At 62.4% G+C, this 25,719-nt stretch carries 27 protein-coding genes and 1 pseudogene; 16 read left to right on the top strand and 12 right to left on the bottom strand.

Annotated elements, in window-relative coordinates:
- Window positions 1–54 precede the first annotated feature (54 nt).
- The 9 genes from C9I57_RS26930 (at window position 55) to C9I57_RS26890 (ending at window position 8,940) form a co-directional block, all read left to right on the top strand.
- Window positions 55–642 (top strand): hypothetical protein, encoded by a 588-nt coding sequence (locus tag C9I57_RS26930; RefSeq protein ID WP_107153639.1) that lies wholly within the window; start codon window positions 55–57, stop codon window positions 640–642.
- A 119-nt stretch (window positions 643–761) separates the two neighbouring features.
- A complete protein-coding gene (locus C9I57_RS26925; protein ID WP_107153638.1) occupies window positions 762–1,298 on the top strand; it encodes a hypothetical protein in 537 nt (178 codons plus the stop codon).
- A gap of 230 nt (window positions 1,299–1,528) precedes the next feature.
- The gene (locus tag C9I57_RS26920; RefSeq protein WP_107153734.1) at window positions 1,529–2,092 is read left to right on the top strand and encodes a DUF3275 family protein; all 564 of its coding nucleotides are present in this window, start codon (window positions 1,529–1,531) and stop codon (window positions 2,090–2,092) included.
- A 65-nt stretch (window positions 2,093–2,157) separates the two neighbouring features.
- The gene (locus tag C9I57_RS26915) at window positions 2,158–3,264 is read left to right on the top strand and encodes a DUF6094 domain-containing protein (protein WP_107153637.1); all 1,107 of its coding nucleotides are present in this window, start codon (window positions 2,158–2,160) and stop codon (window positions 3,262–3,264) included.
- Between the two features lie 74 nt (window positions 3,265–3,338).
- Window positions 3,339–3,791: a hypothetical protein gene (locus C9I57_RS26910; RefSeq protein WP_107153636.1), complete on the top strand. Its 453-nt coding sequence runs from the start codon at window positions 3,339–3,341 to the stop codon at window positions 3,789–3,791.
- Between the two features lie 282 nt (window positions 3,792–4,073).
- Window positions 4,074–4,685 carry a hypothetical protein gene (locus tag C9I57_RS26905; RefSeq protein ID WP_107153635.1) on the top strand — a complete coding sequence of 204 codons (612 nt, stop codon included), beginning with the start codon at window positions 4,074–4,076 and terminating at the stop codon, window positions 4,683–4,685.
- 117 nt (window positions 4,686–4,802) lie between these two features.
- Complete coding sequence (locus tag C9I57_RS26900) at window positions 4,803–7,100, top strand: SNF2-related protein (protein ID WP_107153634.1); 2,298 nt, start codon at window positions 4,803–4,805, stop codon at window positions 7,098–7,100.
- 45 nt (window positions 7,101–7,145) lie between these two features.
- Entirely contained in the window at window positions 7,146–7,496 is a 351-nt protein-coding gene (locus tag C9I57_RS26895; RefSeq protein ID WP_107153633.1) for a DUF3085 domain-containing protein, read from the top strand.
- A 187-nt stretch (window positions 7,497–7,683) separates the two neighbouring features.
- Window positions 7,684–8,940, top strand: coding sequence for a conjugal transfer protein TraB (locus tag C9I57_RS26890; RefSeq protein ID WP_107153632.1), 1,257 nt, complete (start codon window positions 7,684–7,686; stop codon window positions 8,938–8,940).
- Window positions 8,941–8,986: 46 nt separating this feature from the next.
- Here the strand turns inward: C9I57_RS26890 and C9I57_RS33640 are convergent, their stop codons facing one another.
- The gene (locus tag C9I57_RS33640; RefSeq protein ID WP_181321963.1) at window positions 8,987–9,178 is read right to left on the bottom strand and encodes a hypothetical protein; all 192 of its coding nucleotides are present in this window, start codon (window positions 9,176–9,178) and stop codon (window positions 8,987–8,989) included.
- A gap of 42 nt (window positions 9,179–9,220) precedes the next feature.
- Between C9I57_RS33640 and C9I57_RS26885 the strand changes: the two genes are divergently transcribed.
- Together C9I57_RS26885 and C9I57_RS26880 are read left to right on the top strand one after the other, a co-directional pair.
- The gene (locus C9I57_RS26885) at window positions 9,221–10,093 is read left to right on the top strand and encodes a hypothetical protein (protein ID WP_107153631.1); all 873 of its coding nucleotides are present in this window, start codon (window positions 9,221–9,223) and stop codon (window positions 10,091–10,093) included.
- A gap of 15 nt (window positions 10,094–10,108) precedes the next feature.
- Window positions 10,109–11,323: a hypothetical protein gene (locus C9I57_RS26880; RefSeq protein WP_107153630.1), complete on the top strand. Its 1,215-nt coding sequence runs from the start codon at window positions 10,109–10,111 to the stop codon at window positions 11,321–11,323.
- 51 nt (window positions 11,324–11,374) lie between these two features.
- On the opposite strand, the gene C9I57_RS33410 is transcribed toward C9I57_RS26880, so the two are convergent.
- The 10 genes from C9I57_RS33410 to C9I57_RS26830 all read right to left on the bottom strand — a co-directional run bounded on the left by C9I57_RS33410 (window position 11,375) and on the right by C9I57_RS26830 (window position 20,065).
- On the bottom strand, window positions 11,375–11,836 hold the full coding sequence (locus C9I57_RS33410) for an HU family DNA-binding protein (RefSeq protein WP_258187850.1): 462 nt from the start codon (window positions 11,834–11,836) through the stop codon (window positions 11,375–11,377).
- A gap of 89 nt (window positions 11,837–11,925) precedes the next feature.
- A complete protein-coding gene (locus C9I57_RS26870) occupies window positions 11,926–12,192 on the bottom strand; it encodes a hypothetical protein (RefSeq protein WP_258187836.1) in 267 nt (88 codons plus the stop codon).
- Between the two features lie 83 nt (window positions 12,193–12,275).
- Window positions 12,276–12,845, bottom strand: a complete 570-nt coding sequence (locus C9I57_RS26865) for a single-stranded DNA-binding protein (RefSeq protein WP_107153627.1) — start codon at window positions 12,843–12,845, stop codon at window positions 12,276–12,278.
- A gap of 132 nt (window positions 12,846–12,977) precedes the next feature.
- Window positions 12,978–13,403: a hypothetical protein gene (locus C9I57_RS26860; RefSeq protein ID WP_258187835.1), complete on the bottom strand. Its 426-nt coding sequence runs from the start codon at window positions 13,401–13,403 to the stop codon at window positions 12,978–12,980.
- Between the two features lie 83 nt (window positions 13,404–13,486).
- Window positions 13,487–14,557 carry a PFL_4669 family integrating conjugative element protein gene (locus C9I57_RS26855; RefSeq protein ID WP_107153626.1) on the bottom strand — a complete coding sequence of 357 codons (1,071 nt, stop codon included), beginning with the start codon at window positions 14,555–14,557 and terminating at the stop codon, window positions 13,487–13,489.
- A gap of 170 nt (window positions 14,558–14,727) precedes the next feature.
- A complete protein-coding gene (locus tag C9I57_RS26850; RefSeq protein ID WP_107153625.1) occupies window positions 14,728–16,299 on the bottom strand; it encodes a hypothetical protein in 1,572 nt (523 codons plus the stop codon).
- Window positions 16,296–16,778, bottom strand: a complete 483-nt coding sequence (locus C9I57_RS26845; RefSeq protein WP_107153624.1) for a hypothetical protein — start codon at window positions 16,776–16,778, stop codon at window positions 16,296–16,298. The genes C9I57_RS26850 and C9I57_RS26845 overlap by 4 nt, the downstream gene beginning before the upstream one ends.
- Window positions 16,759–17,445 carry a hypothetical protein gene (locus C9I57_RS26840; RefSeq protein ID WP_107153623.1) on the bottom strand — a complete coding sequence of 229 codons (687 nt, stop codon included), beginning with the start codon at window positions 17,443–17,445 and terminating at the stop codon, window positions 16,759–16,761. The genes C9I57_RS26845 and C9I57_RS26840 overlap by 20 nt, the downstream gene beginning before the upstream one ends.
- A complete protein-coding gene (locus C9I57_RS26835; RefSeq protein WP_258187834.1) occupies window positions 17,445–19,127 on the bottom strand; it encodes a ParB family protein in 1,683 nt (560 codons plus the stop codon). Before C9I57_RS26835 ends, C9I57_RS26840 begins: the two co-directional genes overlap by 1 nt.
- Before the next feature lie 59 nt (window positions 19,128–19,186).
- Entirely contained in the window at window positions 19,187–20,065 is an 879-nt protein-coding gene (locus C9I57_RS26830; RefSeq protein ID WP_107153621.1) for a ParA family protein, read from the bottom strand.
- A gap of 449 nt (window positions 20,066–20,514) precedes the next feature.
- On the opposite strand from C9I57_RS26830, the gene C9I57_RS26820 reads away from it, so the two are divergent.
- The 4 genes from C9I57_RS26820 (at window position 20,515) to C9I57_RS26805 (ending at window position 24,047) form a co-directional block, all read left to right on the top strand.
- Entirely contained in the window at window positions 20,515–20,961 is a 447-nt protein-coding gene (locus C9I57_RS26820; protein WP_107153619.1) for a helix-turn-helix domain-containing protein, read from the top strand.
- Between the two features lie 130 nt (window positions 20,962–21,091).
- Window positions 21,092–21,301, top strand: coding sequence for a hypothetical protein (locus tag C9I57_RS26815; RefSeq protein ID WP_107153618.1), 210 nt, complete (start codon window positions 21,092–21,094; stop codon window positions 21,299–21,301).
- 564 nt (window positions 21,302–21,865) lie between these two features.
- Window positions 21,866–22,822 (top strand): fatty acid desaturase family protein, encoded by a 957-nt coding sequence (locus C9I57_RS26810; protein WP_107153617.1) that lies wholly within the window; start codon window positions 21,866–21,868, stop codon window positions 22,820–22,822.
- Window positions 22,809–24,047, top strand: a complete 1,239-nt coding sequence (locus C9I57_RS26805) for a sodium:solute symporter (RefSeq protein ID WP_107153616.1) — start codon at window positions 22,809–22,811, stop codon at window positions 24,045–24,047. Before C9I57_RS26810 ends, C9I57_RS26805 begins: the two co-directional genes overlap by 14 nt.
- A 126-nt stretch (window positions 24,048–24,173) precedes the next feature.
- On the opposite strand, the gene C9I57_RS26800 is transcribed toward C9I57_RS26805, so the two are convergent.
- A complete protein-coding gene (locus tag C9I57_RS26800) occupies window positions 24,174–25,085 on the bottom strand; it encodes an HTH-type transcriptional regulator ArgP (protein ID WP_107153732.1) in 912 nt (303 codons plus the stop codon).
- 489 nt (window positions 25,086–25,574) lie between these two features.
- Between C9I57_RS26800 and C9I57_RS26795 the strand changes: the two are divergent.
- Window positions 25,575–25,719, top strand: a pseudogene (locus tag C9I57_RS26795) (IS630 family transposase); the annotation flags it as partial.

Here is a 25,719-nt window from a genome sequence, read left to right as displayed (position 1 = left end):
GCCTTGCGGAACGCAGCCCGCAGGGCGCGTTCCGCAACACTCCCGGAGACAACGATGTCAATCTGCACTTCCATCGCCCCTTCTCGCCGTGCCATCAGCGGCTTCGATACGAGCATGCGTCACGGGTCGCTGGCACGCGCGTACTGCTTCCAGCACGGACCGGCGTCACAGCTTCATGCTGCCGAGCAGCCCGACGGTGATGACGATCCATCGCAGCAGGTCTTCCAGTGTCGCGACGGGCGCACATTGCCGCGCTATACGGAGCAGAGCGTCGATCTTCACGACGGCCTCTACCTCGGGCTCTTCAACGGACGCGACGATCCGCTTGGGTCCCCGCTCGTTGCAGGATTTGATGGCCCGCTGATCGGCCGGCTGCGTTATTGCCACACCGTCGAGGCCCGCGACCTCAAGCTCGAATTCCTCGATCCGTTCGAAGGTTTTCGGTTCTTCCCCGACATGGGGCACATAGCCGGACCCGACGGGTCGACGCCTACCGGCAGGGCCACGATACCAATCCAGCTCATGCTTAACGCAGGCGCAATCGTTTTCGACGGTCGGTACTTCGCGGACTGGACAGTGTTCATCATCAGCTCGGTGCGTTCCGTCATCGGTCGCGACCTTCGCTCACAACGGCGCGTGTGACCAGAGGCTTGCACCGCATCACCTCATTCTTTCACCCGCACCGGATCAACGGTGCGTTCCCCGCGGGGCATTAAACCCGCTTTGGGAACAATGCCTCGACTCACCGTGCGAGGTACACCATGGGTTGGCTCTTTGGTCATGGACAAACGCGTGCGCAACTGATTGCACGCCTCACGCGCAACGAGGAGCACGATGACTGCTCACGCCGCTGCCTGCGCCACTGTTGCAGCGGCAACGTGCTCTGGACGGTTTGGGAAATCGAACGCCCCGGCGACAAGCCGTTGCGTTACATCGGCTGCGACTTGCTCGCGTGGGACAAAGGCTGCGCCGGCTGGGGTTACAAGGACCTGTGCGAGGAAATGGAGCCCTTCTATTACTCGTGCCCGCTCGCGTATCTCGACATGGTCCCGCCCGCTTCACCAGCATGGCGCGAAAAAGTCCGTGCGTGGCATGCGGCGCGCTCGCGTGTCTTGAGACCCGGCGACATGCTGACGCTCAAAGGGCTGTCGATCACCGAGGCTGTCGTCGTCAGCCGGCGTCATCGCACGTGGATCGTCGAAAGTGGCGGCCGGCTGTTTGGCTTTCCGCCCCGGCTCTTTCACCACATCGTCGAGCAACGACGCGCCGACGAACCTGCCCGGCAACCCACTAGCTAGGTTCATCAACGCCGCATAGGCGCGCACTTCAATCGAGACCCATTCCTCTCGATCTTTTCGGATGTGGATCCGCGCGTCGCAGCTTCACGCGAAAGCTACAGCCGCTTCCGGCGCACTCGCCGGTTACCTGCCCGTCACGCTCTCAGACGGGATCGATCCGTATCTCTTCAACCCAACCGTGGGACGCCATGCCCGCGAGGGTGCGTCCCGCCTCACTTTCTGGAGGCATTGTGATCTCTCTTTCCGGCACGCTCGACGTGCGCACCATCAAGGGCAGCAACGGCCCATTCCAGGTCGGCGAACTGACCACATCTGTCGGCGAATTCAAGGTCAAGGACAAGGTGCTCGAGCAGTTCGAGCCGGGCGCCTACACAGGGACGTTCCTCATCGACAAGATCTATCCGCACAGCTACGTGTGGTACGGCAAGGTCACCGTCGAAATCCGCGCGAGGCTCGCCGATGCACAGCTCGACAACGACGAGCCGTTCAGCGAGACGAACCAACCGCCCTCGTCGGCGGAGCCGGATCCGGCCGATGAAGAACGCACACCAGGCACCACAGCGCTTGCGCGTACCCATGAAACCCCAACGACCGCCCCGCAACCCGCAGGCGAATCTGGCGAGCTGTATCTGCCCGATCTGTTCGGCACCGAACTGGCCGATGCGATGGTAGCCGGCGAGCCTGTCAAGCTCGACCCGACCGTCGATCGCGGCGTGTTCCGTCAGCAGCGCGACCAGCTTCGCGCGTTCGGTTACGCCTTCCAGGCTTCCACCCAGACCTGGCTCAAGACCTGATTCCTTCCACTCTCGTGTGCCCGGCCTTCGGGCCGGCGACACAGCACGCCTCGATGGAGTTCGACATGGCCCTCATCTTTCCTCGTCTCGCCCGAAATTTCATTCGCAACGGGTACTTCCCCACCGATGCGGTCACGCTTGAGCGGATCATTCCGGCCCTCGCGCTGACCGATTCCGACAGCTCCGTGCGGCTGCTCGATCCGTGCTGCGGTGAAGGTGCAGCCCTCCACGACCTGAAACACGCACTCGCGCAACAGTGCGCGACGCCCCACGCAATCCGCACGTTTGGCGTCGAGTATGACCGTGAGCGTGCGTGGCACGCGAAGGACGTGCTGGACACCGCTGCACACACCGACGTCCAGGACATGTTCGTCACTGCACGCAGCATGGGACTGCTGTTCCTCAACCCGCCGTATGGCGACGTCGTTTCGGACAAGGCGCAGACTGGCGAGCGTCAGCCTGATCGCCTGGAAAAGCTCTTCTACCTGAAGACGGTCCCGTGGCTCGCGTTTGGTGGCGTGCTCGTGCTGATCGTGCCGTACTACGTGATGGACCGCGAATTCGCCACGATGATTGCCCGCAACTTCGCACAGGTCGAAGTGTTTCTCGCGCCCGACCAGACGTTCAAACAGCTTGTCCTCTTCGGCGTCAAGCGTCGGGCCGATGGTGTCGACACGGCACTGGCCACACGCCTCGCGCGAATCAGCGACGGCGAACTGCCCCCGGAGTTGCCCGAGGACCGGGCAGCAGAGCCGTATCGCATCCCCCCGACGATGGGCGAATTTGCCTTCATGTCCACACGGATCGATGCGGCGCAGCTTCAGCACGAACTGCGGCGCCTGCAGCATGCCACGCTGTGGACGCAGTTCGCCGCGATGTTCTCGTCGAAGGCGGTCAAGCCGCGCCGTCCGCTGCGCGACCTTTCCGACTGGCATCTTGCCCTGGCGCTAGCGGCCGGACAGATCACCGGCGTGGTTACCGGTGTCGACGGCACACGTCTGCTCATCCGCGGCGACACCATGAAGCAGAAAGACCAGGAAGTCCAGATCGAGGAAACGGACAAGGGCGACATCCGCACCACGATCCTGATGCGCGACCGGTTTGTTCCGACCATCGCTGGCATTGACTTCACGCCTGGCCCGAATCTCGGTCGGATTGTCTCGATCCGCTAACGCGGGTCACGTCTTCAACCCCGCGGGGCTTGACCCGCAGGGGGCGGGTTCCGCCCAGAAAGGACACCCGAATCATGACTAATACGAGCTCCACGAACCAGCCACTGACCGCTTACCTGGTCGGCTATAGCCTCGACCATACCCACCGGGTCGTCGTCGGCATCCGGGCCGCCAGCGCCGAGGCTGCCTGCGCCATCGCGCGTGCGGCATTCGACGCCGGTACGTTGTGGGATGACGCACCGAACATGCCGCTGCTCTACGACGACTATGAGGAACTCGATGGACAGATCCTCAGTTTCGATGCAACGGGAGTCACCGCATGGCCGGCCGCCGACGTCTCGGTCCGTGCTGTGCGACTGCATGCAGCCGCACATGCGCTCCTATCGTTCGCACGACTAGTCGACGACCGATTGCCTCGAGCAGCATCGATCGAGACCTGGCATCCCGAAGCCTTGGTATCGATGACCTTCACAGCCGGACAGGTCCGCGAACTTCGCGCGCTGCTGGAAACACTGTCCCAATGCTGACCCGCTGCCATGCACATCCGCGCCCTGTCTTCAGGGCGCTTTCCCCGACTGTTCACCAGGACGCTCAAGGAAAGCGCTTCGCGCTGCACGTTTTCCCGCTGGTCTGCCGGTAGCAGACCCGTTGTCGCCCGTGACGCGACACCTTCAGCCGTACCCCAGCCGCTCTTTCCGGCGCCTTCGTCTGCGCAGCGGCAGCTCCCTTGCAGGAGCCACGGAATGGTCCTTTAACCCGCCCGGGTCAGCGCCCGGTGGGTGCGCCGGGCATTCACGCTGGAGCACCCCATGCCTTATCCCATCAAGGAACTGCAGGACATCTTCGTCGATGCCTGCGTGCGCGCACCCGACGGCGAACTCGCCTTCTTATCAGTCTTCGGTCGCGATGGCGCTGTTCAGCAGCTATACGCCTCGCTGCATCTGGGCGTCCAGGAAGGCGGCATCCGTCAGATCACGCTCATCGATCCTGACAGCAGCCAGACGATCGCCGCCGTACCTATCGGCGACCCGCGGCGGCTGGACAAATACAGCGGTCGTCTGCCGAAGGACAACCTCTTCGGCAACTTGGTGCATACATGGATCTACGACGAGTCGCTGCTGACACCGTCCAAAGCCACCGGTTCGGCATGGCTGCTGGTTGACCGTGAGACGCAGGCGCACGACGAGGCGGCGCTGGAAGCACGCGTGTGGTCGCTGATTGAACTGCTCAGTCCGATACCGCTGCTGCCGCACTGGCGCTCGCTAGTTCTCGCCGAACTCGGTGACCGGCTGGTCAGCAGGCTCGACGAGCCCCCCTCTGCACCCGTCGGACGCCTCGACGCATTCCGGATCGCGCTCCCTGACTCGTTCACTGAAGCGATTTCCGGCTTCGTCCGCAGCGGTGCGCTCGCAATCGATTAGCCCGCCTTCGCTGATCTGGCCGCCCTGAAGTCATGAGCGGCCCTCCTTCAATTTTCCCAATCCGCGGGACCTGCACCCCGTCCCGGGGGCCGTGGCCCGCTCTTCTGGAGACGTATCATGGAAGATTTGCAATCCGCCGTCGCCGACGGCGATGCCACACGCGACGACGTCGCGGCCGACGACAATACCGGCGACGTGATCGCCTTGCCTGACTTCATCTCGAACTTTGGTGCCGGACTGCTCGATGCTATCCGCCAACAAAACCCGTCGATCTACGACGGGCAACGCCCCTCGTCATGGGACGCACTGCTCGACGAACTGTCGCGGCAACCGTTCCCGGCGCAACGGGAAGTCATTCACGCGATCGCGACACTGTTAATGCAACACGCACCGGGCGGTGTCATCAATGCCGAAATGGGTACCGGCAAGACACTGATGGGCATCGGCGTGGCCGTGCTGCTCCATAATTGTGGCTATCCGCGCACGCTCGTCATCGCACCGCCGCATCTTGTCTACAAGTGGCGACGTGAGATCAAAAGCACGGTGTCGGGTGCGCGTGTCTGGATCCTCAATGGCCCGGACACACTGCGCAAGCTTCTCCAGCTCCGCGTCATGCGTTCGAGGCCAACGGTACCCGAGTTTTTCATTCTCGGCCGCGTGCGCATGCGCATGGGGTTCGACTGGAAGCCTGCCTTCGCGCGCCGCGTCGCAACGCTCGATATGGAGACTGACGCAATCACGCGCGTGTTTGCCTGCTGCCCTGCCTGCGGCGAGTTCGTATGCGACGAAGACGGCAATCCGCTGACACCTACCCAGGCTCGACCCGCGCTCAACGAGAAGCGTCGCGCGTGCAGTTGCGGCGAGCGACTGTGGACCCTGGCACCGAAAGGCCAGGGCACGCGGTCGATGCGTGAGCTCGTGAAGGGAGCGCTGCTACAGATGCCTACCGTCGGCGAGAAAACCGCCGAACGCCTGCTATCCCGGTTTGGCGAATCGATGCTCGCCGACATGCTGCAGGATAACCTGTACGAGTTCATCAACCTGATGGACGACAGCGGCGAACTCGTGTTTTCGGATCGACAGGCGAAGCGTATGGAACGCGCGCTCGCCCACACGGAAATCTCGTTCGGACAAGGCGGTTATCAAGCCTCAGAGTTCGTCAAACGGTATCTGCCACAGGGCTACTTCGGTCTGCTGATCGCCGACGAAGGCCACGAATACAAGAATGAAAACTCCGCCCAGGGCCAGGCAATGGGCGTACTCGCCCGGAAGGCATCGAAAACGTTGCTGCTCACGGGGACGTTGATGGGCGGCTACGCCGACGACCTCTATCACCTGCTCTATCGCCTGAACCCAGCCATGCTGATCGAAGACGGGTTCAACTACAACAGGAACGGCTCGATGGCGGCCGCAGCAATGGCGTTCATGCGCGAGCATGGCGTGCTCATCGATATCCACAAGCAGGTCGACGAAGGCTCGCACCGGACTGCGAAAGGCGATCGCAAGAGCGTTTCCACCGTGAAGGGTCCGGGCTTCGGCCCGAAGGGCATCATGCGATACGTCGTGCCGTATACGGCCTTCCTCAAGCTCTCGCAGATCGGCCAGAACGTTCTACCACCCTACGACGAGTCCCTCCTCCCGGTCGCGTTGACCGAAGAAATGGCGGCAGCGTATCGCACGCTCGAATCGACGCTCACATCGGAATTGCGCGCGGCGTTACGTTGCGGCGACAAGAGCCTGCTCGGCGTGGTGCTCAATGCGCTGCTCGCGTGGCCAGAATGCTGTTTCCGTCCCGAAATCGTGCGTCATCCTCGCACGAAGAGGCTCCTGGCCAGCGTGCCTGCATTGCTGCGCGACGATCAACCCGGTCCCAAGGAAGAAGCGCTGCTTCGACTCGTCCGCGGTGAACTGTCGAACCGCCGGCGCACGCTGGTCTATACGACGTATACCGGCACGCGCGATACGTCGGTACGACTGAAGAACCTTTTCGATGCGGTAGGTGTCAGGGCATCGGTTCTTCGCGCGAGTGTCCCTGCTGAGAAACGTGAGGACTGGGTCGCCGATCAACTCGAGCGTGGTGCCGACGTCATCATCACGAACCCGGAGTTGGTCAAGACCGGGCTCGATCTGCTCGAGTTTCCGACCATCGCCTTTCTCCAGTCCGGCTACAACGTCTATACGCTGCAACAGGCCGCACGCCGAAGCTGGCGTATCGGCCAAACGCTCGACGTCACTGTCCGTTTTCTTGGCTATGAGGGCACCGCACAGATGCGGTGTCTGAAGCTCATGGCACAGAAGATCGCCGTCTCGCAGTCCACCTCCGGCGACATGCCCGAGTCCGGTCTCGACATCCTTAATCAGGGCGGAGAGAGCATCGAAGTTGCGCTCGCGCGGCAACTCGTGAGCCAGGAATAGCCGGAACCGCATCTCCAAACCCATCCCATCACGGAGGAATTCATCATGATCCACTTCGTCGCAGCGGATCTGCGCCCCGTGATCTGCGAAGCCCGCACACAGCAATGTCGAATCGTGCTGGTGAAGGATCACGGCGTCTACATGCTCTCGGAGAAAGGCGAAATGAAAAACGACCGACGCAGTACCGTCGCGTGGGCCGTCGAATGCAATCCTGATACGGTGCCATTCGACGACTGGTGGGAGCGCGCCCGAGCAGAGTTCGGTGGCGATGATTTCGTCGAACGGCTTGACCCCAACGATGCGGTCTTTGACCGCGTAATCGACGAAGGCTTCGATCTCCGGATCGGGGCCGACACCGGTTATCTCTACATCGACGCCGTCGCCCCGCAGTCCTGAAGGTCTCCCTTCTTTTCACTCCCTTTCAATATGATGCGCCTGATCCCTTCCGGGACCGGGCGCTTTTTCATCGACGGTAGCGCGCGAGCAAAACCTGTCCTATCCTCGGCAGTGCAGCGCGCGCTTCACTGGGGAAGGACCGGCCGGCATCGACCGGCCCATTGACGAGTGTCTCCCTGTGAACCCCATGTTTTCGCTGCCGCCACGTCTTCGGCTCGCGCGCGCAACTGTCCAGCCTGTCCCACATGCGCTCGCATGCTTGGCTTCGATCTCCACCGGCGCGCTCATGGCGCTGGCCGCATGGTACCCGGGGCACTGGCAGGTGCTTCTGCTGCTCCTGCCAGCTGTCTGGTCGCGCGTGCGCGGACGTGCCTCGGCATTCGCGATCTGGATAGGCTATTACCTCGCTGGCGCACGGGATATTCCCCTCGTGACCATGCGCTTCTTTTCCGGCTATGGAGAGCTGACGCGACCTGAAGGGCTCGCGCTCGGCGTCGCCTTCTGGATCGGGCAAGCATGCGTGCTGGCGACACCGTGGGCGTTGCTTAAACCTGATTCGGATTCGAGCGCCACACGTCACGCCTTGTGCGCCGCCGTCGCGACGATGCTCGTGACCGTACCACCACTCGGGATCATTGGGTGGCTATCGCCAGCATATGTCGCCAGCGCTCTGTTTCCCGGTTGGAAGGCGCCCGGCTTGGTTTTTGGCATAACCGCCACCGCGTGCGCGGCCTCCGTCTCACGCGCTCGCTTCGCCCGACAGGTTGCAACGCTGCTGGTGATCCTCTCCGTCGTCGCGCGCAGTGTAGCGAGCGCGCCAGTCGTACCGTCCCGCTGGACAGCACTCGACACACGCCTCGGCCGGTTCGATCAGTCCAGCTATGCGTCGCTCTACGCCCGGACACAACAGGTCCAGGCCATCGCGCAGCGCGCATTCAGCAAAGGTGCCACCGTCGTTGTCCTTCCGGAGGAAATCGTGGGACTGTGGCGCCCGGCAACGGAGTACTGGTGGCGTGACGATATCCAGGCATTTGCCGCAGCGAAGCGCACATTGATCGTCGGCATGGACCTGACCGTGTCCGTCACGCCGTTCCGGTACACCGACAGCGCGGTGGTCGTCGGCGTGAACCACGGCCGCCTGGATAGTCGCCAGCCGGTGCCGGCGGCGCTATGGCGCCCCGGTGCGGCGGTCAGCGCGATCCGCGGGAGTCTCACCCAGCCATACGTCATGGTCGCAGGCAAAAGCGTGGCCTTTTCGATCTGCTATGAAGACCTGCTGTGGTGGCCGCACTGGCGCATCCTGCTGCAATCGCCCGATGTGATCGTCAGCCTGTCCAACAGCTGGTTCGATTCCGACCTCGCGCTCGCACACATCCAGCGCCAGGGTATCGCCGCAATCGCCCGCCTGTCCGGTGTGCCATTGCTGCGTGCGGTAAACCGGTAGCCGCTGTTGATGCGGGCAAGCGTGGGATAATCCGCCACGTTCCCGCTCACGCTGTCCTGATGCCGCAATGCCAAATGCCGACCGAAGACGAAAGCGCCTCGTTTGCCCACCGGTCGGTGCGCTGATGCGCTACCGGGACAGGATGGTGCGCGTGGTTGCCGAGGCAAGCGGCCAGCGCGCCGTTATCGAGTCCATCCTTGAAGACGGGCGCCCGTTGAGGAGCGTAGTGAAGTGGCATAACCTTGTGAATCCTGGCCAGCAGCTCTTCTGAGTCCGACCCATGCAACTCGATATTTTTGACGACAGCCGCGATGTGATGCTGCGCAACGATGTCCTGTCGGCATTGCAACACCACGATGCCTCCGGCGCCCGCCGTGCGCTGCAGATCCTCGGGCATGGATATCCGGACGACGCGGCGCTCGTAGCGCTCGACACACTCGTAACCACCCTCGAAGCACGTCGCAGCGCGCCCTTTGCGAACCATGACGCCGCGGTTGCCGCGCGAGAGACGCTATTGGCCCGCGTCCGACCCTCGGCGAACCAACTGATGGGCGAACGGGCCGCCATCGCATGGCTTGTGCCGGTCTGGAACGAACTCGCGCAGCGCGCCGGCGGTCTGGCGTTCCGTGCGGCCCAGCCCGATGCGCACTGCGCCGCGTTCTACCTGCATACCGGTGACTGGAAAGCCGCTGAAACCGCCGTCACGCGTATCGAATCATGGCGACGCATTCCCGCGCCGCTGATGTGGATGGCCGAATGCCGATACCGGCTTGATGGTCTCGAGGCCGCCTGGTCGCTTCTGGCCGAACTCGCATGGCTTGCTCCCACCCGTTTCGCTGGCCTGCTCCGGCACCTCGAAGACAGCTCGCTTAATACGCTGCGCCGGGCGTTCGATGCGTCTTTTGAAGGAAGCGGCGATGTCGCCGACCTCGCCTGGTTTCCCGCCTGGGTACTGATCCAGAAAACCAGCCTCGCCCCCCTGCTGAAGCAGGCGCAACCTTGCCGTGATACAGAGCCCGAACGCGCGGCAAGACTGGTGCTTCGGCTGCTCGCGCTCGAGCGCGAGGGCCGTCACCACGAACTGATGGAGAGCCGCCGCGATCTGCGCGACCTTCACGATCCCCTCTACCGGCTCTATATGAAAACGCGCTGAACGCTGAGGTCGCGGATGTCACATACGAACTCACATCGATGGTCCTTCGCCGCCCGTTTCCGGCGCAACGCCTTCGGCTGGAAATCCGCGCTGCCGATCCAGCGCCTGAAGGAAGCGGTCGTCGAAATCCGGCTGGTGGCGCGCTCCGACGCCATCCTTGCCGCCGAAGGTGCGGTGCTCCTGCTCGAAAAACTGTCTCCCGCCCTGGAACAGGTCGACAGTTCGTCCGGGGCGATCGGCACCGCGGTCAATCGGGCCATCGATGCACTGGCTCCCCTGATTGCGGCTGCCAAAGTTGATTCCACAATCAGACAGGCGTGGCTGGAACGTCTCTTTGAGGCGTTGCAGGAAGACCAGATACCGTATATCGAGCGCCTCGCCGATGCGTGGGGCGAACTTTGTGCAGCACCGGATATGGCATCCGCATGGGCGGACAGGTTGCTGCCCATTACGGCGCATGTGATCGGCCCTGACGGACAGGGTGGATTTTTTGTCGGGACGACCGCGTGCATGAGTGCGCTCTACGTCGCGCAACGATTCGACGAACTGCTCGCGTTGATCGACTCGTCGCGCATGACATGGTGGGGCTACCGACAATGGGGCGTCAAGGCGCTAGTGGCGCTCGGCCGGCCTGCAGAGGCGCTGCGTTACGCCGAGCAGTCGCGTAGCGCCCATGCGCCGGAAAGCGCGATCGCCCTCGCCTGCGAGTCGATCGTGCTCGCCAGCGGCATGACAGACGAAGCCTACCAGCGATATGCCATCGCCGCTAACCGCGCAGGGACGTATCTCGCGACCTTCCGGGCCATCGTGAAGAAGTATCCCGGGCGATCGCAGGCGGCAATTCTGCAGGATCTGATCGAAAGCGAGCCCGGTTCCGAAGGCAAATGGTTTGCGGCTGCGAAGGACGCGGGACTCTTCGATCTGGCGACGTCGCTCATCCAGGCGAGCCCGACCGATCCGCGCACCCTGATTCGAGCAGCACGCGAGTTCGCGCAGCGGCAGCCAGCGTTCGCGATGACCTGCGGCATGGCCGCACTGCGCTGGATCGACGCCGGTGCAGGATACGAAATTACGTCGGCAGATGTGCTCGATGCCTATGCGGCGCTCACCGATGCGGCCTGCGTGGACAGCGCTTCCCGCGATGCACTCAACGCACGACTTCGGGAACAGTTCGAGCCGAGTGCAGCCTTCGCTTTCGTCGGCAAGGTGCTCGCGCCGTATATCAGGTAGCGGCACCGGCGAAGCAACCGCGCTCCAGGTAACCCGTTATGGGACAACTCTCTACCGTGCGCCGCCGTTGACCGCGTCCTTGAAGCCCTTGCCCGCGGTGAACTTCACCGTTTTCGCGGCGGCGATGCTGATCTCCTCACCGGTCGACGGATTGCGGCCCGTGCGCGCCGCACGCTCGCCCTGACTGAACGAGCCAAATCCGATTAGTTGCACCGTATCACCCTTGACCACCGCCTCCGTGATCGCACCGATCACAGCATCGATGGCCTCGCCCGCGATGGCCTTGCTCGAGCCCGTTGCAGACGCGACCGCATCAATCAATTCCTGCTTGTTCATACATTCTCCTTCCGTCAGTGCAAAATAAGATGGCACGATATTACGTAGTCGGCTACGCGGACGGCCGCTACCGCAAATCGATCCGCGTACCGTACCGCGAAGACAGCTGATCGCACAAGCCCTCTCTCGCCGATTCGACGGACCCGATATGGCAAGCCGATAGCCGCAGCATCGCATATGGACGGTCACGGCGGTCTGCATCAACGTGACAATCGCGCGGCAACCTCCAGCGTGAAAACATCGATCCTGCGATGACACAAGCACCCTCATCCTCCCGTCTCGTTGTCAGCGCGGTCGTCAACTACCAGACAGGTGCGCTCGAGTAATTCGCCATGGCGGCAGCGGATTTCGACAATGACCGGCGCAAAGCTAGTCGCGTTGCAGCGACCAACGCGCGAGACCTCGACGATCCATCCATGAAACCGCGCAACGTACCGCCCGTGGCGCGCTAGCGCTGCGCCCTCATGCACCAGCGCCTGCAGCATCCGCAGTTCCTCAACGTCCGGCATGGCCGGCGAGCTGACGTCGTTCATTTTCGTGTCCTCCGCCATACCCCAGCCTAGAAGTCACGCGCGGCCAACGATGCGCTCGCGCATGACATCGACGAAGGTGCAAGCTACTCGGCCGTGACTCGCGCCGCGCGACGCGAATGCCGACCTGCAGGCTGGCCAGAGGTAGCCGCATCGGAGTCCGCGTGATCCGGCGGCGTGCCTGGTTCGTCGCCCGACGTGGATTCCTCCGCTTCGCCGTCGGGAGGGTCGGCTGGCTCACTCGCGCCTTCGTCCTGTGCGGGTGCATCGGACTCGCGCACCTGACGCGGCCGATACACCACCTGATCGATGCGTACGAGATTCAGCGAAATGGACTCCGCGTCGATATGCGCGCCGGCGTCTGGCTCGTTGTCGCGGTTGATCCACGGACTGACGTAGAAGTCGCCCCGCACGACCACGCTCGCGCCGGTGCGGATGTGTTGCAGGACGCGCTCGGTCAGCCGCTCGTTCCAGATCGTCACGTCGACCGGAAACGTTCGCCCGTCTCGCTGCTCCAGCGAACCGTCGTCGAGCCGCCGGTAACTGGCAGACATGACGCGCAGCTCGACAATGCGGCGCGCGCCGCTGGCAGTATTGACCTGTTTCATCGTCGGCGACACCAGCACGTTGCCGACCAGTTCTGCATAGATGCCCATGGTGGACTCCATTCATCAAGGGATTGCCCCTGCGAATCGAGCACGCTGTCCACTGCCTTTTTTTTGAATCGCCGCTCGGCCTCAGCCGAATAAGCCCCAATCGGCTCAACGCCAGGGGGCCCTGCTGCTGGTTCATACGTCATCGGTCCTCCGAACCTTGACTGTGCCGTGTTCCAGATACATCGTGAGCTGGCTCGTCGCATAACGGAAAACCGACTCCAATGCGTTGAGCTCTTTCGCGCGCGCATTACACTGCTGCAGGTATGGGCGCAGTGGCGCCGGAACGCGGTTGAAACAGGCCTTTACGCGCGCCCACGCGACCGCATGCGGCTCGCCGCGAACGAACCAGTCGAGTCGGTGGCGCGTCGCCCCGCTCGCCAGCGCAACGCGCACGCAGCGCAGCGATACATCGAGCCCCGCGGTTGCGGTCTCCAGTGCCAGAGTCTGCATCTCGTTCACCGTCTCCTCGAGCCAGTGTTCGTACGAGCGCAGCAGCACGCGAAATCCCGCCTGGCCCGCGACCCGCGATACCGGCAATGCCGTCGCGGGTCGACCCACACCCGCCCCCTTACCCTTAAAGGCCTTTCCATGTCGATCCAGATCTGAAGTGCGATCCGTCATTGCCGCAGTCCTCACGCCCATCATTGCACCAGTGCGTCTGCCGCAGTGGCCGCGATCGCATCGTCCCTGGACAGCGGCACACTGTCGAGCAGCCGCAGTTCCGCGTCCGACAGGCGGCTCACGCGCCGCCGGCTGTGACGTGGTTCGCGTTCGCCGGTGAACACATCGCGCGGCAGCACGCCGAGCAGTGCCCGCGTCGCCTCGACCCGCTTCGCTGCGGCAGCATCCGCGTTCGGCAGGAAGTCGAGGCGCGAAAGCGGCAGCAGTTCGGAGCGCGTCAGCACCCGCTGGCAGTGCACTGCGAAGTGGAACACGGACAGGCATCGGTGCTTCGCCGCGCCGATGCGCCGGAAACCTTCGGTCGACGACATCAAGTCGCGCAGTACCGTCGAGCGGACGAGGCGCACCAGGTAGTCGAGTTCGACCAGCAGCATCACGATCATGTAGCCGTAAGGCGAACCAAAACCGAGCGACACCTGCGCCGGCTCACGCGATTGCAGCACGGAATATTCGAGGCCTTTTTCACGCGCGGCGTCGAGCAACTGGCGGGCATGCTGTTGCTCCAGCTCGTTGGCGTGCCGGATGCCGGCGATGCGTTCTGCGATCTCGACGAGCTTCCAGTCGGCGTAGGGATTGTCGTTGCCGGACAGCGACCATAAGGCGCGCAGTGCAGCAGCGACGCGCCGGCCACCCGCCATCGCGTGTCCCTGTTCACCAGGCGCGACCGAGCGCCCGAGAAAGAGCCGCATTGCATCGCGAGTATGCAGCCGCATGCGGTCGGCACCGTCACTACCAAGCTGCCCGATGCGGCCGATTGCCTGCGCCTCGTGCGGCCGCACCAGCGGATCACTCCCCTGTCGCAGAGTGTGCGCTTGCTGCATGTGATCGAACGCTTCCTCGCGCTCGAGAAAGAGCTGATAGCGGCCGAACAGCGGATCGGCGGGATCTGGATCGTCCTCAGCGATCAGATGCGCGAGGACCGTCCGCTCCGCGTCGAGGTCGTAGCCGTCGGCAAAGGGCGACGAATATGAGCGCGAGAAAGCATCGATGGATGGATCAGCGTGGTGACTATCGGCAGACGACATATCCATGAAAGGGCTCCTTGAAACAGACCTTCAGCCAGCGAAGATGGTGACGGCAGCCGTGTTACCCCGGGGTAACACGTCGCTGCTCACTTCGACATAGGCGGTTGCTGTTACCCGGGGTAACAACCATGCGTGGACGTATCACGCACTCGACCGCGCAGAGGGGATGGCGCCGATCACACATGGCAAGCCATCTGTCGTGCCGATCGAGCACGCAGCGCGTCGCGGATTGTCGCCAGATGCGAGCGTGCGGCCTCGCGTGTCGAAACCGGCGATTCGACATCGCCGTTGCTGCGCTCCGACATTGCGGTTGCTTCGGCAAGCTGCATACGAGCGGCCCGTTCTCGCGCAGCCCGTTCCAGATGCGCCCTCGTGGGTACGAACTCGCCCGCAAGATAGCGCCGCACGAGACTCGCGATGTAGGCCACCGGCAGTTGGACCGGCTGGTGCCTGTGGCTCGCGGCCATCTCGTCGAGCAGCAATTGGCGGTCTGCAGTGGGAATGCACGCGAGGTGCGACGCGACCAGTTCCCGTTCGCTCTGAGCGACCACGGCTGGCCAGACCAGGCCCGCACTCTCCGCGTCGGGTAGGTGAGACCCTTTCAGATCGATGCCCACAACTACCTTGATGCCGTTGCCTGACGAATGCGAATGCATAAGACCGGTGGTTGTCGTAGTCCGGTATGTAATCCCCCTGTATACGCGCGCGTCAGGAACGCACGTTTGTCGCCATCGGTAATGGATCAAACCCGCCAACGGTAAGAAGGCGGTGCAGGGGATCATGTCAAGCCGGGGACTTCCAGTTGGCGAGTTTGGCCACGCCCCGCTGTCGTCGCATGTAAGCGGCGGATGGCGGGCTGCACATGACGGCACGCTAATATCGGCGCTGTTACCCGGGGTAACAGCCTGCGGCATCGCAGTCACAGGCCGTTCGTCTTCGGCATTGAGACACTGCGCGAGCAGACTCTTGCGCGTCGCGAGTCGCTGCCGCATGTCACCGCCCGACACCAGACGTTCGAGCTGACGCTTCACTTCTACCGCATTGATCTGGGTGAACACACGCCTGCCGGTGCGGTGACGCATCAATTCGCGGATAAGGCCCTGGCGCACCAGCCGAGCCCTGGCATTTTCGAGCTGACGTCGGTTCAGTCCCAGCGTGCGCTGCCACTCGGTGGCTGTAAGCGTGAACCAGGTACATTGACGATCGGCCTCGCGGCGCTGCAGTTGGACCATCCGCGAGAGCAACAGCGCGGCGTTCACGTTGCCAACCAGGTCGACGAAAATGCGCCGGTACGCCACCGTCGGCCCAAGCATTTCCTGCATCGCATACTCGTCCGAGCGGATCGCCTCGATCGACCACGGCAGCGCACCGACCAGCCGGCAATTCAACCGTACCGCATCGGATATCGCCTCCACCTCCAGGCGGTAATGCAACCGCGCCGGCTGACCACCGCGCCACTCCATCAGCAGCTTTCTGTTCCGCAAGCGGCGCCGCGCATTCTCCTGCTCCTCGCGCGAGAGTCCGGTCTCGAGAAGCCAGTGCTCGCGCGTCTTATGGACCCACCCACCGTTGGCCTCGACGTCGCGGCCACGCCGCGTCCAGTAGACAAGCTGCGAGAGCAGCATCGCGTCCTTCGGATGACCCGTGATGCGGGCAAGGCGCGTCCCGAAGGCAATGGGCCGGTAGGGTCTCAGCATGACCCACATTGCCTCGAACTCAACGATATAGGGATGGCTTCCGGGCATCATGGCAGCACCTGCTCCAGCTGTTGCGGACGCTGCGGTGGCCAGACGATATGGGCCGTGCGCTCCTCGGCCTTCTGACGCATGAGCATCATCACCACCGGCCACAGGATGCGAAACTCATCGATAGGCGGCGTCTTCACAGTCTTTCGAGAGCGGTGCGCAACCACGCCCTTCGCGCGAAGCAGGCGCCGTGCGGCCCGCTGCTGTCGGTGCGACAGCGCGAGTCTGCGTCCGAACTCGTCGGGTGCCACCGGCAGCCAGGCGTCCCTGCGCCCCGTTTCGCTCTCGATCGTCGAGAGTTCCGTCAGCATCGCGGCGGCGGCCAGATCGTCGCAAATTTCAATGAAGCACCGGTCGATCGTGACGGGCATGTCAAGCATCGAGAGGATGAACTCTGATTCGGCGGGCGGCAGTCCCGGTGAATCGGACCAAGTCTTTCCCGGCAGCAAGTTGCCTTCCGGATCAAGTCGCATGTCGTACATGGAGAAGCTCCTGTGAAAAGGAATTCGCAGGGCGGCACGCCCCCCGGGACTTCCTGGTCTCCGGTTGAAGCGCGGCGAAAAGCGTGGCAAGTGACCATCGCGCCTGACAACGCGCGTGTAGAGCCAGATATCGTTCGCGAAGATCGTCGATGGTCAGCAGCTGCGCCCACACATCAAACAACGCATTGAGTTCGGAAGGCGGCAGCGCGCGGGGTTTGGTAGGTGCGGCCACACCCAGTTCACTTCGCAAGCGGACAATGGCCGCGCGCGTAGCCGTGCGGAAAAACGCACGGACCATCGGGAGGCTGGCCTGCCTTTCGACAAAGGCACGCAGCAGGAATTCGTCTCGCCACTGCCGCTCGATCAGCTCACATCGGCGCTGCAGCGCGCGGGTGTCGACAAAGACGCGCAACGCGCCAGAGGCGAGCAGATCGCGCCTGAGTGCCGGCGCACGGCTGTCGCCCAGCACGCGCCGTATTACGTCCGGCAGAGAATCTGGTGACCGCAAGACGAGCGACTTCTGGCACGACTTCGTTTCACATGAAACTTTGTGGTCCTCATTACGCGGATTCCCCCGCTGAACCTGGAGGCGCGAATAGGCGATCAGCTCCAGGAGCACGACATGCTCCAGAGCCGCACTTTCAACAGGTAAGAGAGGCTCGTCCATCAGGGCCCTCCCCGCTGAAGTCGCTCGTCAGCAGCGAGTTCTGGCCAGCCCGGCGACGCGAAGCGATCAGGGTGCGCTGCGCGGAAAGCGCGTGCAACGCGGATCAACTCAGACCACCATTGACCGATCGGGCGATCCGGATTGAGCATTACATCGAACATCACGTCCATACGGTCCGCAAGCAGCGGCTCGCCGATGCTAGTGTCACAAGCGCGGTTCCACGAGTCTTCGTCGCGAGCTATCTGCGCATATAGACTGTCCCGGGGCACGCGCTCGAGCCCTGATGCTGTGTTTTGCCTTGAAAGGCTGACGAGCCACCACCAACCGAGATACCGGTTCAGTGCGCCTTCGTCACCCTGCGCTTCGGTGTCGAGCGAAAAATGCAATTTGCTTGGAGGTGGTAGCTCGACCATGAACCCATAAGGCAGGCTTGGCGCGTCGCGAATGCAGCCGTCGAGACCACAGGTCCGTGCGAAGGCGAGCACTGTTTCTTGAAAGAGCTCGTCCTCGTTAGCCTCACCAGTACCAGACGCAGCCTGCGACACCCGCTGACCGGCATCGGCGACCTGCGTTGATTCCCCATGCGACTCACTGTGGCGCCCGTATGGCTCGCTGGTGGACCCGGCTGGCCGCTGCTCGGCGGCATCCGGAGGCGCGGCAGGCGTGCCGCGACTGTCCGGCAACTTCATCTGATCGTCGAAATGCCTCCCGGATCCGCCCTGCATGATCCGTGGATCGTTTTGCTTTACAACCGATGCGGCAGATGGTGAATTGCTCGTTTGCACCGGCAGACGACCTACCTCACGCAGGTCATCTCCAGAGACGTTGGGCATGTGCTCAAGCAGATGACACATCTGGTCGAGCGCGTCGCCACCGACGCCAAGCTCGCCTGCAAAGCGCCGGCGCCAGGCACTCACCAACTGTGCGGCGTCAAACGGTGTCCGCTCCTCCGGCGCGCCGGCCGCTTCCACGATTCGATCGGAGCTGCACGCCATCGCAATCTGGACCAGTTCCGGGTCTATCACGCGCTCCTGCATCCAGCGATCGTCCAGACCCAACCGCTTGGCCAGCCGCAGCATCGCGCCCATACCCGGCTGGATCACATCCACCAGGGCGCGCCGGCTCAGGTACAACGTGGCCGGTCCAAGCGCCGACAGACGGTCAACCGCGAACTGGAACAGCGAGAGAAGCACATGGCTCACCGAAGCGCCCTCCTGTTCAAGCAGCCGCGAGAACTCGCGCAGCGACAGCGTTGCTCCGCGTTCGGCTTCGAGGTCGGCCTTCAGCGCAAGATATCCGTTAGCCTTGTCCCAAAAGCACAGGTCCGCGCGCTGATCGTTCTCTCGCAGGTGTGCCGCCAACAGCTTTGCCTCGCCGGGCCACGGCACATAGACGAAGTCGTAGTGAAGAAAGCGTTCGTCGCGTGTTTCGTCGTAGAGAGCGGTCGCCGCCGTCACACGCGAGTTGCCGCCCTTGGCCACCAGATAACGCGTCTCGCCAGGACGGCGCGTGACGGTCACGATCTGTTCGATACCATTCGCGCGAATGGATTCCTTCAGCTCGGCGATGCGCTCGTGCGACGCGCGCCGCGGATTGCGCTCGTAGACCATCACGTCGGTTATCTTGAGGCGGATCACCGACGCGAACTGCGGCTCGGGCGATTGCGGCCCGGGCGACAGCACGTCTAGGCGCCGTGCGGCAAGGAGTTCCCGCGCCTCGTTGGTCGCTTGCCCTGATGTGCTCATGCGATCGCCCCGTGCGCGCTGTCAGCGGTCAGTGGGCATTCGATCATACGTGCACGTGAACCCGCATACACATTCGACAGCGATGGGAATAGCTCCCACGCGAGACGGTGCATGACGTTCCAGGCCGAGTTCCCGAAACTCCGACGACGATCGAAATCGTGAGCAGGAACGCGTGCTGTTGCGGCTGCGGCATAAGCTGCGGCCGACGGTATAACCGTGTCGAGCACCCTGACTTTCGGATGGTCAGAGAACCGCTGTCGAAGAACCGCCGCGAGGGCCCTCGCGTTGGTTGTGCGCTCATGTGCGTTGATCAGCGCGAGCAGATCGCCCGAGCGGAACAGTTCGCCGAAATCGGCAAGCCGGTTGAGATCGTCGAGCATCGCGATCGTCCCTGTAGCGAACTCGGCGGCGCTCAACGAATCGGGCTTCACGGGCGAAACCATGACGTCCGCGGCCATTGCCGCAGACTTCTGTAGCTCGCCCACAGCGCCCTGCGTATCGATCAAGACGACGTCATACGCTTCCATCAGCGGGCTTCGCATCGCCCGGCGCAGAATCATGAGCCGGTCCTCGCGGCGGTTGAGCCACGCTTGGAGTTCCGCGTCCGGTGTATCGGAGTAGATGAGATCGAGATTGGAAAAGATCGTCCGGCTGATGCAGTCCGCGGCCGGGTTGCCGCCGGAGGTCACAACAGCACTCAGGCCACGGGGTGAACGGTAATGGACGGGAAAAAACTTGCTTAGACTCGGCTGGACATCTGCATCGATCGCGAGGACCTTCAGGCCGAAGGCTGCGAGCAAGCCGCCCAGATTGGCGGCGACGGTCGTCTTACCGACGCCGCCCTTGGTGGAGACGAAGGAGATAACAGCCGGCACGGTCGGATATCCAGTACAGCGTCATCGGTTGAGCAAAGGAGCAGTTGAAGAAAGGGAAAGTGCTGAACTACGTTGGTTCGTGGGACGGGCCACGTTGACCATTGTCGACGTCAGCGGCGGTGTCGCTACCCTCGGAGCGCGTCAATTGCGAAGCAATCCAGTTTTCATACTCGTCCACGGGAAAGAGACGACGGCGACCCACACGTATCGACGGAGGCATCGGCAACCCCAGCGTCAGGCGGTTACGCGCGGTCGCAGGCGCGATATGCAGCTCGCGCGCGATTTCTTCCAGCGTGTAAAACCGCCTGCTCGTCACTCTGCCTCCGCGAAGAGAAAAAGCCTCACGGGTCCACCGCCTGCTGTTTTTGTACAGGCACGTCTAGTCTTGTCCATTACTCGAACGTTCCTATAATTGAGGTACAAAATCATCGTAGGAATGCGAGGTCAACATGTCAAGCACCACCGATCACGGGAACTACCATCAGCGCGTCGCGCAGGTGCGCGAACATCTTGAGCTATCCCAGGACAAGATGGCCCGTCAGCTCGGACTGTCACTGCGCGCCTATGCGAACTACGAACGTGGCGAGCGTGCAATTCCCATTGAACTGCTGCGCGGCCTGTACGAGCAGTTTTCGGTTGACCCTGTTTGGCTGCTGACCGGTGACGGCAATGTGATCTTCGACCGCGATGTGCGATATCGGCTCGATCAGAAAACGCTCGACAATGTGCTAATGGCTGTTGAGCGAATCGAGCAACGCCTTCCAGTGTCCCTCGATGCCAAGAAAAAGGCACGGCTCGTTGGGCTGCTCTACGAGCAATGCCAACTCCTCGGAGACAGCGCCGACGAGATCCTGAAAGACTCGCGGATCGGACGCCTGACAAGGACGTTTCGCTGAAGTCGACAACCGGCAAAAACGTTGAACAGCGCGCAACAAGCGGCGGCCCGGCGCTAAGCTTCTGGCTTTCCGCATTTGCCCGGCCCATTCGACGCGGGCAAAAGCGCAGCATCCGTCGAGGAGGTCCGTGATGGCGCGTCTGGACGACCTACGTGAAGAACTGGAACAGCTAGGCAGGGAGATCGAGGAAGAGGTGCTACGGAATCGTGGCGTGCTCCAGTATGTCTACGCGCCCTTGACCGATAGGCCGGTTCGACTCGACCTCGACATCGCGCCACATACGCGCCACCGGCTGCGGATCAGCATCTCGATGCAACTGCCCAACGACGAACCACCATGAAGGTTCGCCCTGCACTTCCATCTACCTGACATGCGTTGCGCATTCGATGCATCGCGCTCTACGCTGTACACGCCACCATGGGCAGCTCGCCCAGTCCAGAGCGTACTGCGGTTGCGTTGCGTCCATGTCGATAGGCGCGAGACCAACGCATACCGGCGCTGCACGCTAACGCGTCGCCTCCCGTCTTTCCGCCGTTGACTGAGCCCTGCCATCAGCTCGCCTACTCGGCAAAGAAAGCACTGACACGTACAGCATATTTCCGTCGAGCCGGATTTCCGGCGCCGCGCGGGTACTCGCCCTCGTTGCCAACGCACTTACACGGATTTTCCCAAGCGCATCAAACGCGTCCCCCCGAGCGTATGCGTCCGAGTACGAACATGCGATGACCCGCTGCGCGCGTCCCTGCTCTCCATAGCGCAACGCTGTGCAAATTTGCAGAACGCCGCGCCACGCGGGCGATGGTTTCCTAAGATCAAATCTCGTTTGTCGTTCTTCGTCGCCAAGCATTAATGTCCGTGCGTGACGGCAAGCGGCACGATCATTCATTCCCATGGGAGGTCATTGATGAGTCACCGCGACGTGATAAGTGATCAGGATCTCATCCGCTCGGCGTTTCCGGATTGGAACGCAATTCAACACACCATGACATCGCCTGACGTATTCAACGTTGTCTCCGATATTGTGTTCGACTGGACGAGCGTCGCGCTTGCGATGTTGATGCTGCATCGCTTCGGATGGTGGTCGGCGCCGGCGGTCGTCGTCTGGATTGGCAACCGACAGCGAGCACTCGGCAACCTGCTGCACGATGCTGCACACCGCAACCTCGCCTGCTCGAGTTTCATCAACGACACGCTGGCGCGTCTTTGCATCGCGCCAGCGCTGCTCAACAGCCTCGCCCTCTATCGTGAGCTCCATGCCCGCCATCACGCATGGCTGGGCGATCCGCGGTTCGATCCCGACTACATCGCAGTCAGGCCCGAGCCAGGCGAAAGCTGGTACAAGCCATTTTTTAAGGTGTCGCTCACACTGCCCGCGTGGTTGGCTTCCACGTTCGGGCATGTGCGTCTGTTACGACTCACCTGGTTGCAGCTCTGTGGCATCATCGCCTGGTGGGCGGCCATACTGGGTGCCATTACACTCGCCTGGGGAGCTCATGTCGCCGGGCACTTCGTCTGCTTCTGGATGCTGGCACGCGCCACCGTCTTTCACGTGATTACCACGTTTCGGGAGCTCTGTGATCATTTCGGCTTGCGTCCGGGTGGGATTTTCCATTACACGCGCGACGTCTCTTCCGATAGCCTATGGCGCTGGATCATTCATCCGCGCAACAACGGCTACCACCTCACGCATCATCTGATTCCGTCGATCCCCTATCACCGCCTGGCTCACGCGCATCGGGCATTGCTGGCATTGCCCGCCTTCGCTGGTGCGGCCAGAGTCTGCCACACGTATTTTCGCGGACCTGAGGCGGTTGTACGCGAATGGGAAATCGGTCTGGGAGACCAAAATGGCGCAGCGTAACCTCGGTGCAGTCCGTGTGGCCGCGTTGCTGGTCTCTGCAAGCTACGGTGTCGCCTTCCTGCTCGGCTCCGGCGAAATGGCCGTCCATGCCGGGATGGCCGGCAGTCTGTATGCGATCGTCACGGCGCTCGGCATACTCGCGCTTGGTCTGGCCGCGCCGACGCTCTGGCGAGGACGCCAACTCATCTGGGACGTCTTCGGCGAGCGCTATGGCCCGGCCGTGCGCAAGCTTGTGGCGCTACTGTCACTCGTCTGGATGTCCGGCGTGCTGGCCGCCCAGATCCATGGCGGTATCGCGGTGCTTGTCGCGGTGGGCCTGCCGGCAACCCACGCACTGGCTTTGATTGCGGCAGCGTTGCTGGTCATGTCTTCCGTTGAACTCGGCATGGCCGCGATGCTGTTCGCCTTCTGCCTCATGGGGACAAACATCGCGCTCCTGCATGCGCTTATTCAATCGAACGGACTGTCCGTTTACCTGCATGCATGGCCATCGTTCTTTCGCGAGATAGGCAACGCCCCACCGGCTGAAACCGTGGTTACCATCGCCGCGATTGGCTTCCTCGTTGTCACCGGTTCCGACTATCAGCAGTTCGTCATCACGGCGCGTCGACCGCGAGATGCCTGGCTGGGCTGCGCGCTCGCTAGCGTATTCCTCATGGTGACGGGGTTTCTTCCGGCTGCTACGGTTGTCGCAGCGCTCCATGCCGGAAGGCTGTTCGGCCTGATGGATGCAGCAAGTGCGGTCCCGTGGATCATGCTACAGACTGGTGGAGGGATGGGGCCACTCTGCATCGGTGCTATTTTGCTTGCTGCCCTCGGGTCGGGTACGGCCGTCACGCGTGCGATGGCCTGCGCACTCGAAGGCCTCCGTCCGGTTGCTGGCCGTCACGGCCACGCGTCGCGCATACTGATCATCGCCATCGGCTGTGCGATTGCGAGTGACGGTCAGGCGATCGTAACGACGATCGTTTCCTTGAACGTCGTATATGTTGCGGCCATCGGGTTACTGTTCGTCCTTCACGAGACCGGACGACAGGTTGCACCGCGTTGTGCACCCTTGATGATGCTGTCAGGCGCAGCGACATCACTGACGGTCACTGCCGTGCGTTGCACAGGCGTCAGCAGCATACCTGTCTGGCTTCCACTTCCTGCGGGACTGGCCGCGTCGGCCTGCGTGCTGGTTGCATGGCGCGTCGAACTTTTGCGCCGCCGTGCGCAGTCGTAAAATAGCCCGCTGCGATCCCAGAGAACGCAGCGTTGCCGGGAAGCACTTTGCGAAATCCGAATCTGCAGATCGGAATGCCCGCAAGGCTCGCTGCGTGAATCGACTACCTCAGATCACAAGGACCAGTCACGTGCGGCTTGCTTGCTCAAGCCCTGGCTGACCCAGACTTCGGCGCGCTGCATCCACGACCAGCGCACTGATCTCCGCGAGGGGCTCGGGCTCCGACTCCCAGTGGTGCCAGTATAGGTCGATCAGCACGTCATGGCCGGGGGCGAGCGCGACCAGTCTGCCGGACTGAATTAATGGCTCGGCTTGCAACGCCGGCACCAGGCCATACCCGAGGTCGTCCAGTATCGCATCGAGCAGCGCAGTCGGTGATGGAAAATAATGCTTGAGGTACTTGCCCACCGACACGCCGAAGCGCGACTCCAGAAAGGCGTCATGTAGCGCGTCCTTCCTGTTAAACAGGACTGCCGTAGTCCTGAGCGCATCAGCCAGCGTCACGCCATTGGGAAAATTCTTGGACACAAACTTGGGTGTCGCCACGCACTGATAGCGCATCTGGCCGACCGGTTCGGCCAGGAAACCGTCGACAGACTTCCGGTGCGTGGACAGGCATCCCTTGACGTCGCCGCGTGTGAGGGCGTCCAGCGTATGATCCTGGTCGTCAACGACGACCTCAAGCGCTACATGGCGATGTGCCAGTTCCCGGGCGACGGGTCCGAACCATGTGGCCAGCGAATCTGCATTGACCGCGAGCGCGACGGCCGTCGTAGCCGCGCTTCCTGGCATGACGCGCCGAAGCAGCTCGTCCTGCAACAGTCGTACAGACATGAAATAACGCAGAACGTCTTCACCAGCCTTTGTAGGGGTGAGTGGCGGCTCGCGACTCAACAGCAGCGTCCCTAGCGACTCCTCGAGAAGTTTGACCCGACGTGACGCTGCGCCACGAGAAATATTCAACGCAGCCGCGGCCCGGGTGAAATGTCGATGTTCGACGACCGCGGCAAACGTCTCCAGCTGAAACATATTTAACATCGTGCCCTCTTTCACCGCGACTCTTCGCCTGTGTGACCGTTAGGGCATACAAAGTAGCGGTAGGTGCGTAATGTCATGGTGATGTTCCTTTCATCCACCTGCTCGGCGCGATATCAGCGATAACTTTCTGCTTTTTTCGACTTCAGACGGACTGCCCTTCACTCGGGGGAGCAAAGTGATGCGCGACTTTCCTCCGGTTCTTCCTCGCCCCTTGGAAGCGCCCATGTTACGCACCATCGCTGGCATGTCATATCCGGGCGTCATCACCTGCGGTCGGAAAAGGAGCAAAAAGATTGTCCTGATCATCCGCGAGCGATTCCTCGGCACGCACCCGAATGATCTATGTTGCTGTCCGTTGAACGATGATCGCGCTCTGTTCCGGCGCTTGCCTGAGGAGCGCCTGAATGGCATCTTCTTCTCCAGCGAAACCCATAACGCTGAAGGAGTGATTCCATTCAAACGCCCATGCCCATATCCGCTCCCCCCAGCGGGACGACGGATATCGAACACGACCAGACGCGCCCCGGGCGCAAACCGAAGATCTCTGCACGCAAGGTCAAGGCTATCGTGGCGCTGACTACGCAGCAACGCCCGGATAACGCGACGCACTGGAGCACGCGAAGCATGGCCGCGG

This window comes from Trinickia symbiotica, from assembly GCF_003028655.1.
GTDB lineage: Bacteria > Pseudomonadota > Gammaproteobacteria > Burkholderiales > Burkholderiaceae > Trinickia > Trinickia symbiotica_A.
This window is presented reverse-complemented; position numbering and strand designations above follow the sequence as displayed.

Bases quoted from the DNA above. Each gene is read 5' to 3' on its own strand.
- C9I57_RS26930 (WP_107153639.1), top strand. From the start codon at position 55: ATGTCAATCTGCACTTCCATCGCCCCTTCTCGCCGTGCCATCAGCGGC.
- C9I57_RS26925 (WP_107153638.1), top strand. From the start codon at position 762: ATGGGTTGGCTCTTTGGTCATGGACAAACGCGTGCGCAACTGATTGCA.
- C9I57_RS26915 (WP_107153637.1), top strand. From the start codon at position 2,158: ATGGCCCTCATCTTTCCTCGTCTCGCCCGAAATTTCATTCGCAACGGG.
- C9I57_RS26910 (WP_107153636.1), top strand. From the start codon at position 3,339: ATGACTAATACGAGCTCCACGAACCAGCCACTGACCGCTTACCTGGTC.
- C9I57_RS26905 (WP_107153635.1), top strand. From the start codon at position 4,074: ATGCCTTATCCCATCAAGGAACTGCAGGACATCTTCGTCGATGCCTGC.
- C9I57_RS26900 (WP_107153634.1), top strand. From the start codon at position 4,803: ATGGAAGATTTGCAATCCGCCGTCGCCGACGGCGATGCCACACGCGAC.
- C9I57_RS26895 (WP_107153633.1), top strand. From the start codon at position 7,146: ATGATCCACTTCGTCGCAGCGGATCTGCGCCCCGTGATCTGCGAAGCC.
- C9I57_RS26890 (WP_107153632.1), top strand. From the start codon at position 7,684: ATGTTTTCGCTGCCGCCACGTCTTCGGCTCGCGCGCGCAACTGTCCAG.
- C9I57_RS33640 (WP_181321963.1), bottom strand. From the start codon at position 9,178: ATGCCACTTCACTACGCTCCTCAACGGGCGCCCGTCTTCAAGGATGGA.
- C9I57_RS26885 (WP_107153631.1), top strand. From the start codon at position 9,221: ATGCAACTCGATATTTTTGACGACAGCCGCGATGTGATGCTGCGCAAC.
- C9I57_RS26880 (WP_107153630.1), top strand. From the start codon at position 10,109: ATGTCACATACGAACTCACATCGATGGTCCTTCGCCGCCCGTTTCCGG.
- C9I57_RS33410 (WP_258187850.1), bottom strand. From the start codon at position 11,836: ATGCGATGCTGCGGCTATCGGCTTGCCATATCGGGTCCGTCGAATCGG.
- C9I57_RS26870 (WP_258187836.1), bottom strand. From the start codon at position 12,192: ATGAACGACGTCAGCTCGCCGGCCATGCCGGACGTTGAGGAACTGCGG.
- C9I57_RS26865 (WP_107153627.1), bottom strand. From the start codon at position 12,845: ATGGGCATCTATGCAGAACTGGTCGGCAACGTGCTGGTGTCGCCGACG.
- C9I57_RS26855 (WP_107153626.1), bottom strand. From the start codon at position 14,557: ATGGATATGTCGTCTGCCGATAGTCACCACGCTGATCCATCCATCGAT.
- C9I57_RS26850 (WP_107153625.1), bottom strand. From the start codon at position 16,299: ATGATGCCCGGAAGCCATCCCTATATCGTTGAGTTCGAGGCAATGTGG.
- C9I57_RS26845 (WP_107153624.1), bottom strand. From the start codon at position 16,778: ATGTACGACATGCGACTTGATCCGGAAGGCAACTTGCTGCCGGGAAAG.
- C9I57_RS26840 (WP_107153623.1), bottom strand. From the start codon at position 17,445: ATGGACGAGCCTCTCTTACCTGTTGAAAGTGCGGCTCTGGAGCATGTC.
- C9I57_RS26820 (WP_107153619.1), top strand. From the start codon at position 20,515: ATGTCAAGCACCACCGATCACGGGAACTACCATCAGCGCGTCGCGCAG.
- C9I57_RS26815 (WP_107153618.1), top strand. From the start codon at position 21,092: ATGGCGCGTCTGGACGACCTACGTGAAGAACTGGAACAGCTAGGCAGG.
- C9I57_RS26810 (WP_107153617.1), top strand. From the start codon at position 21,866: ATGAGTCACCGCGACGTGATAAGTGATCAGGATCTCATCCGCTCGGCG.
- C9I57_RS26805 (WP_107153616.1), top strand. From the start codon at position 22,809: ATGGCGCAGCGTAACCTCGGTGCAGTCCGTGTGGCCGCGTTGCTGGTC.
- C9I57_RS26800 (WP_107153732.1), bottom strand. From the start codon at position 25,085: ATGTTAAATATGTTTCAGCTGGAGACGTTTGCCGCGGTCGTCGAACAT.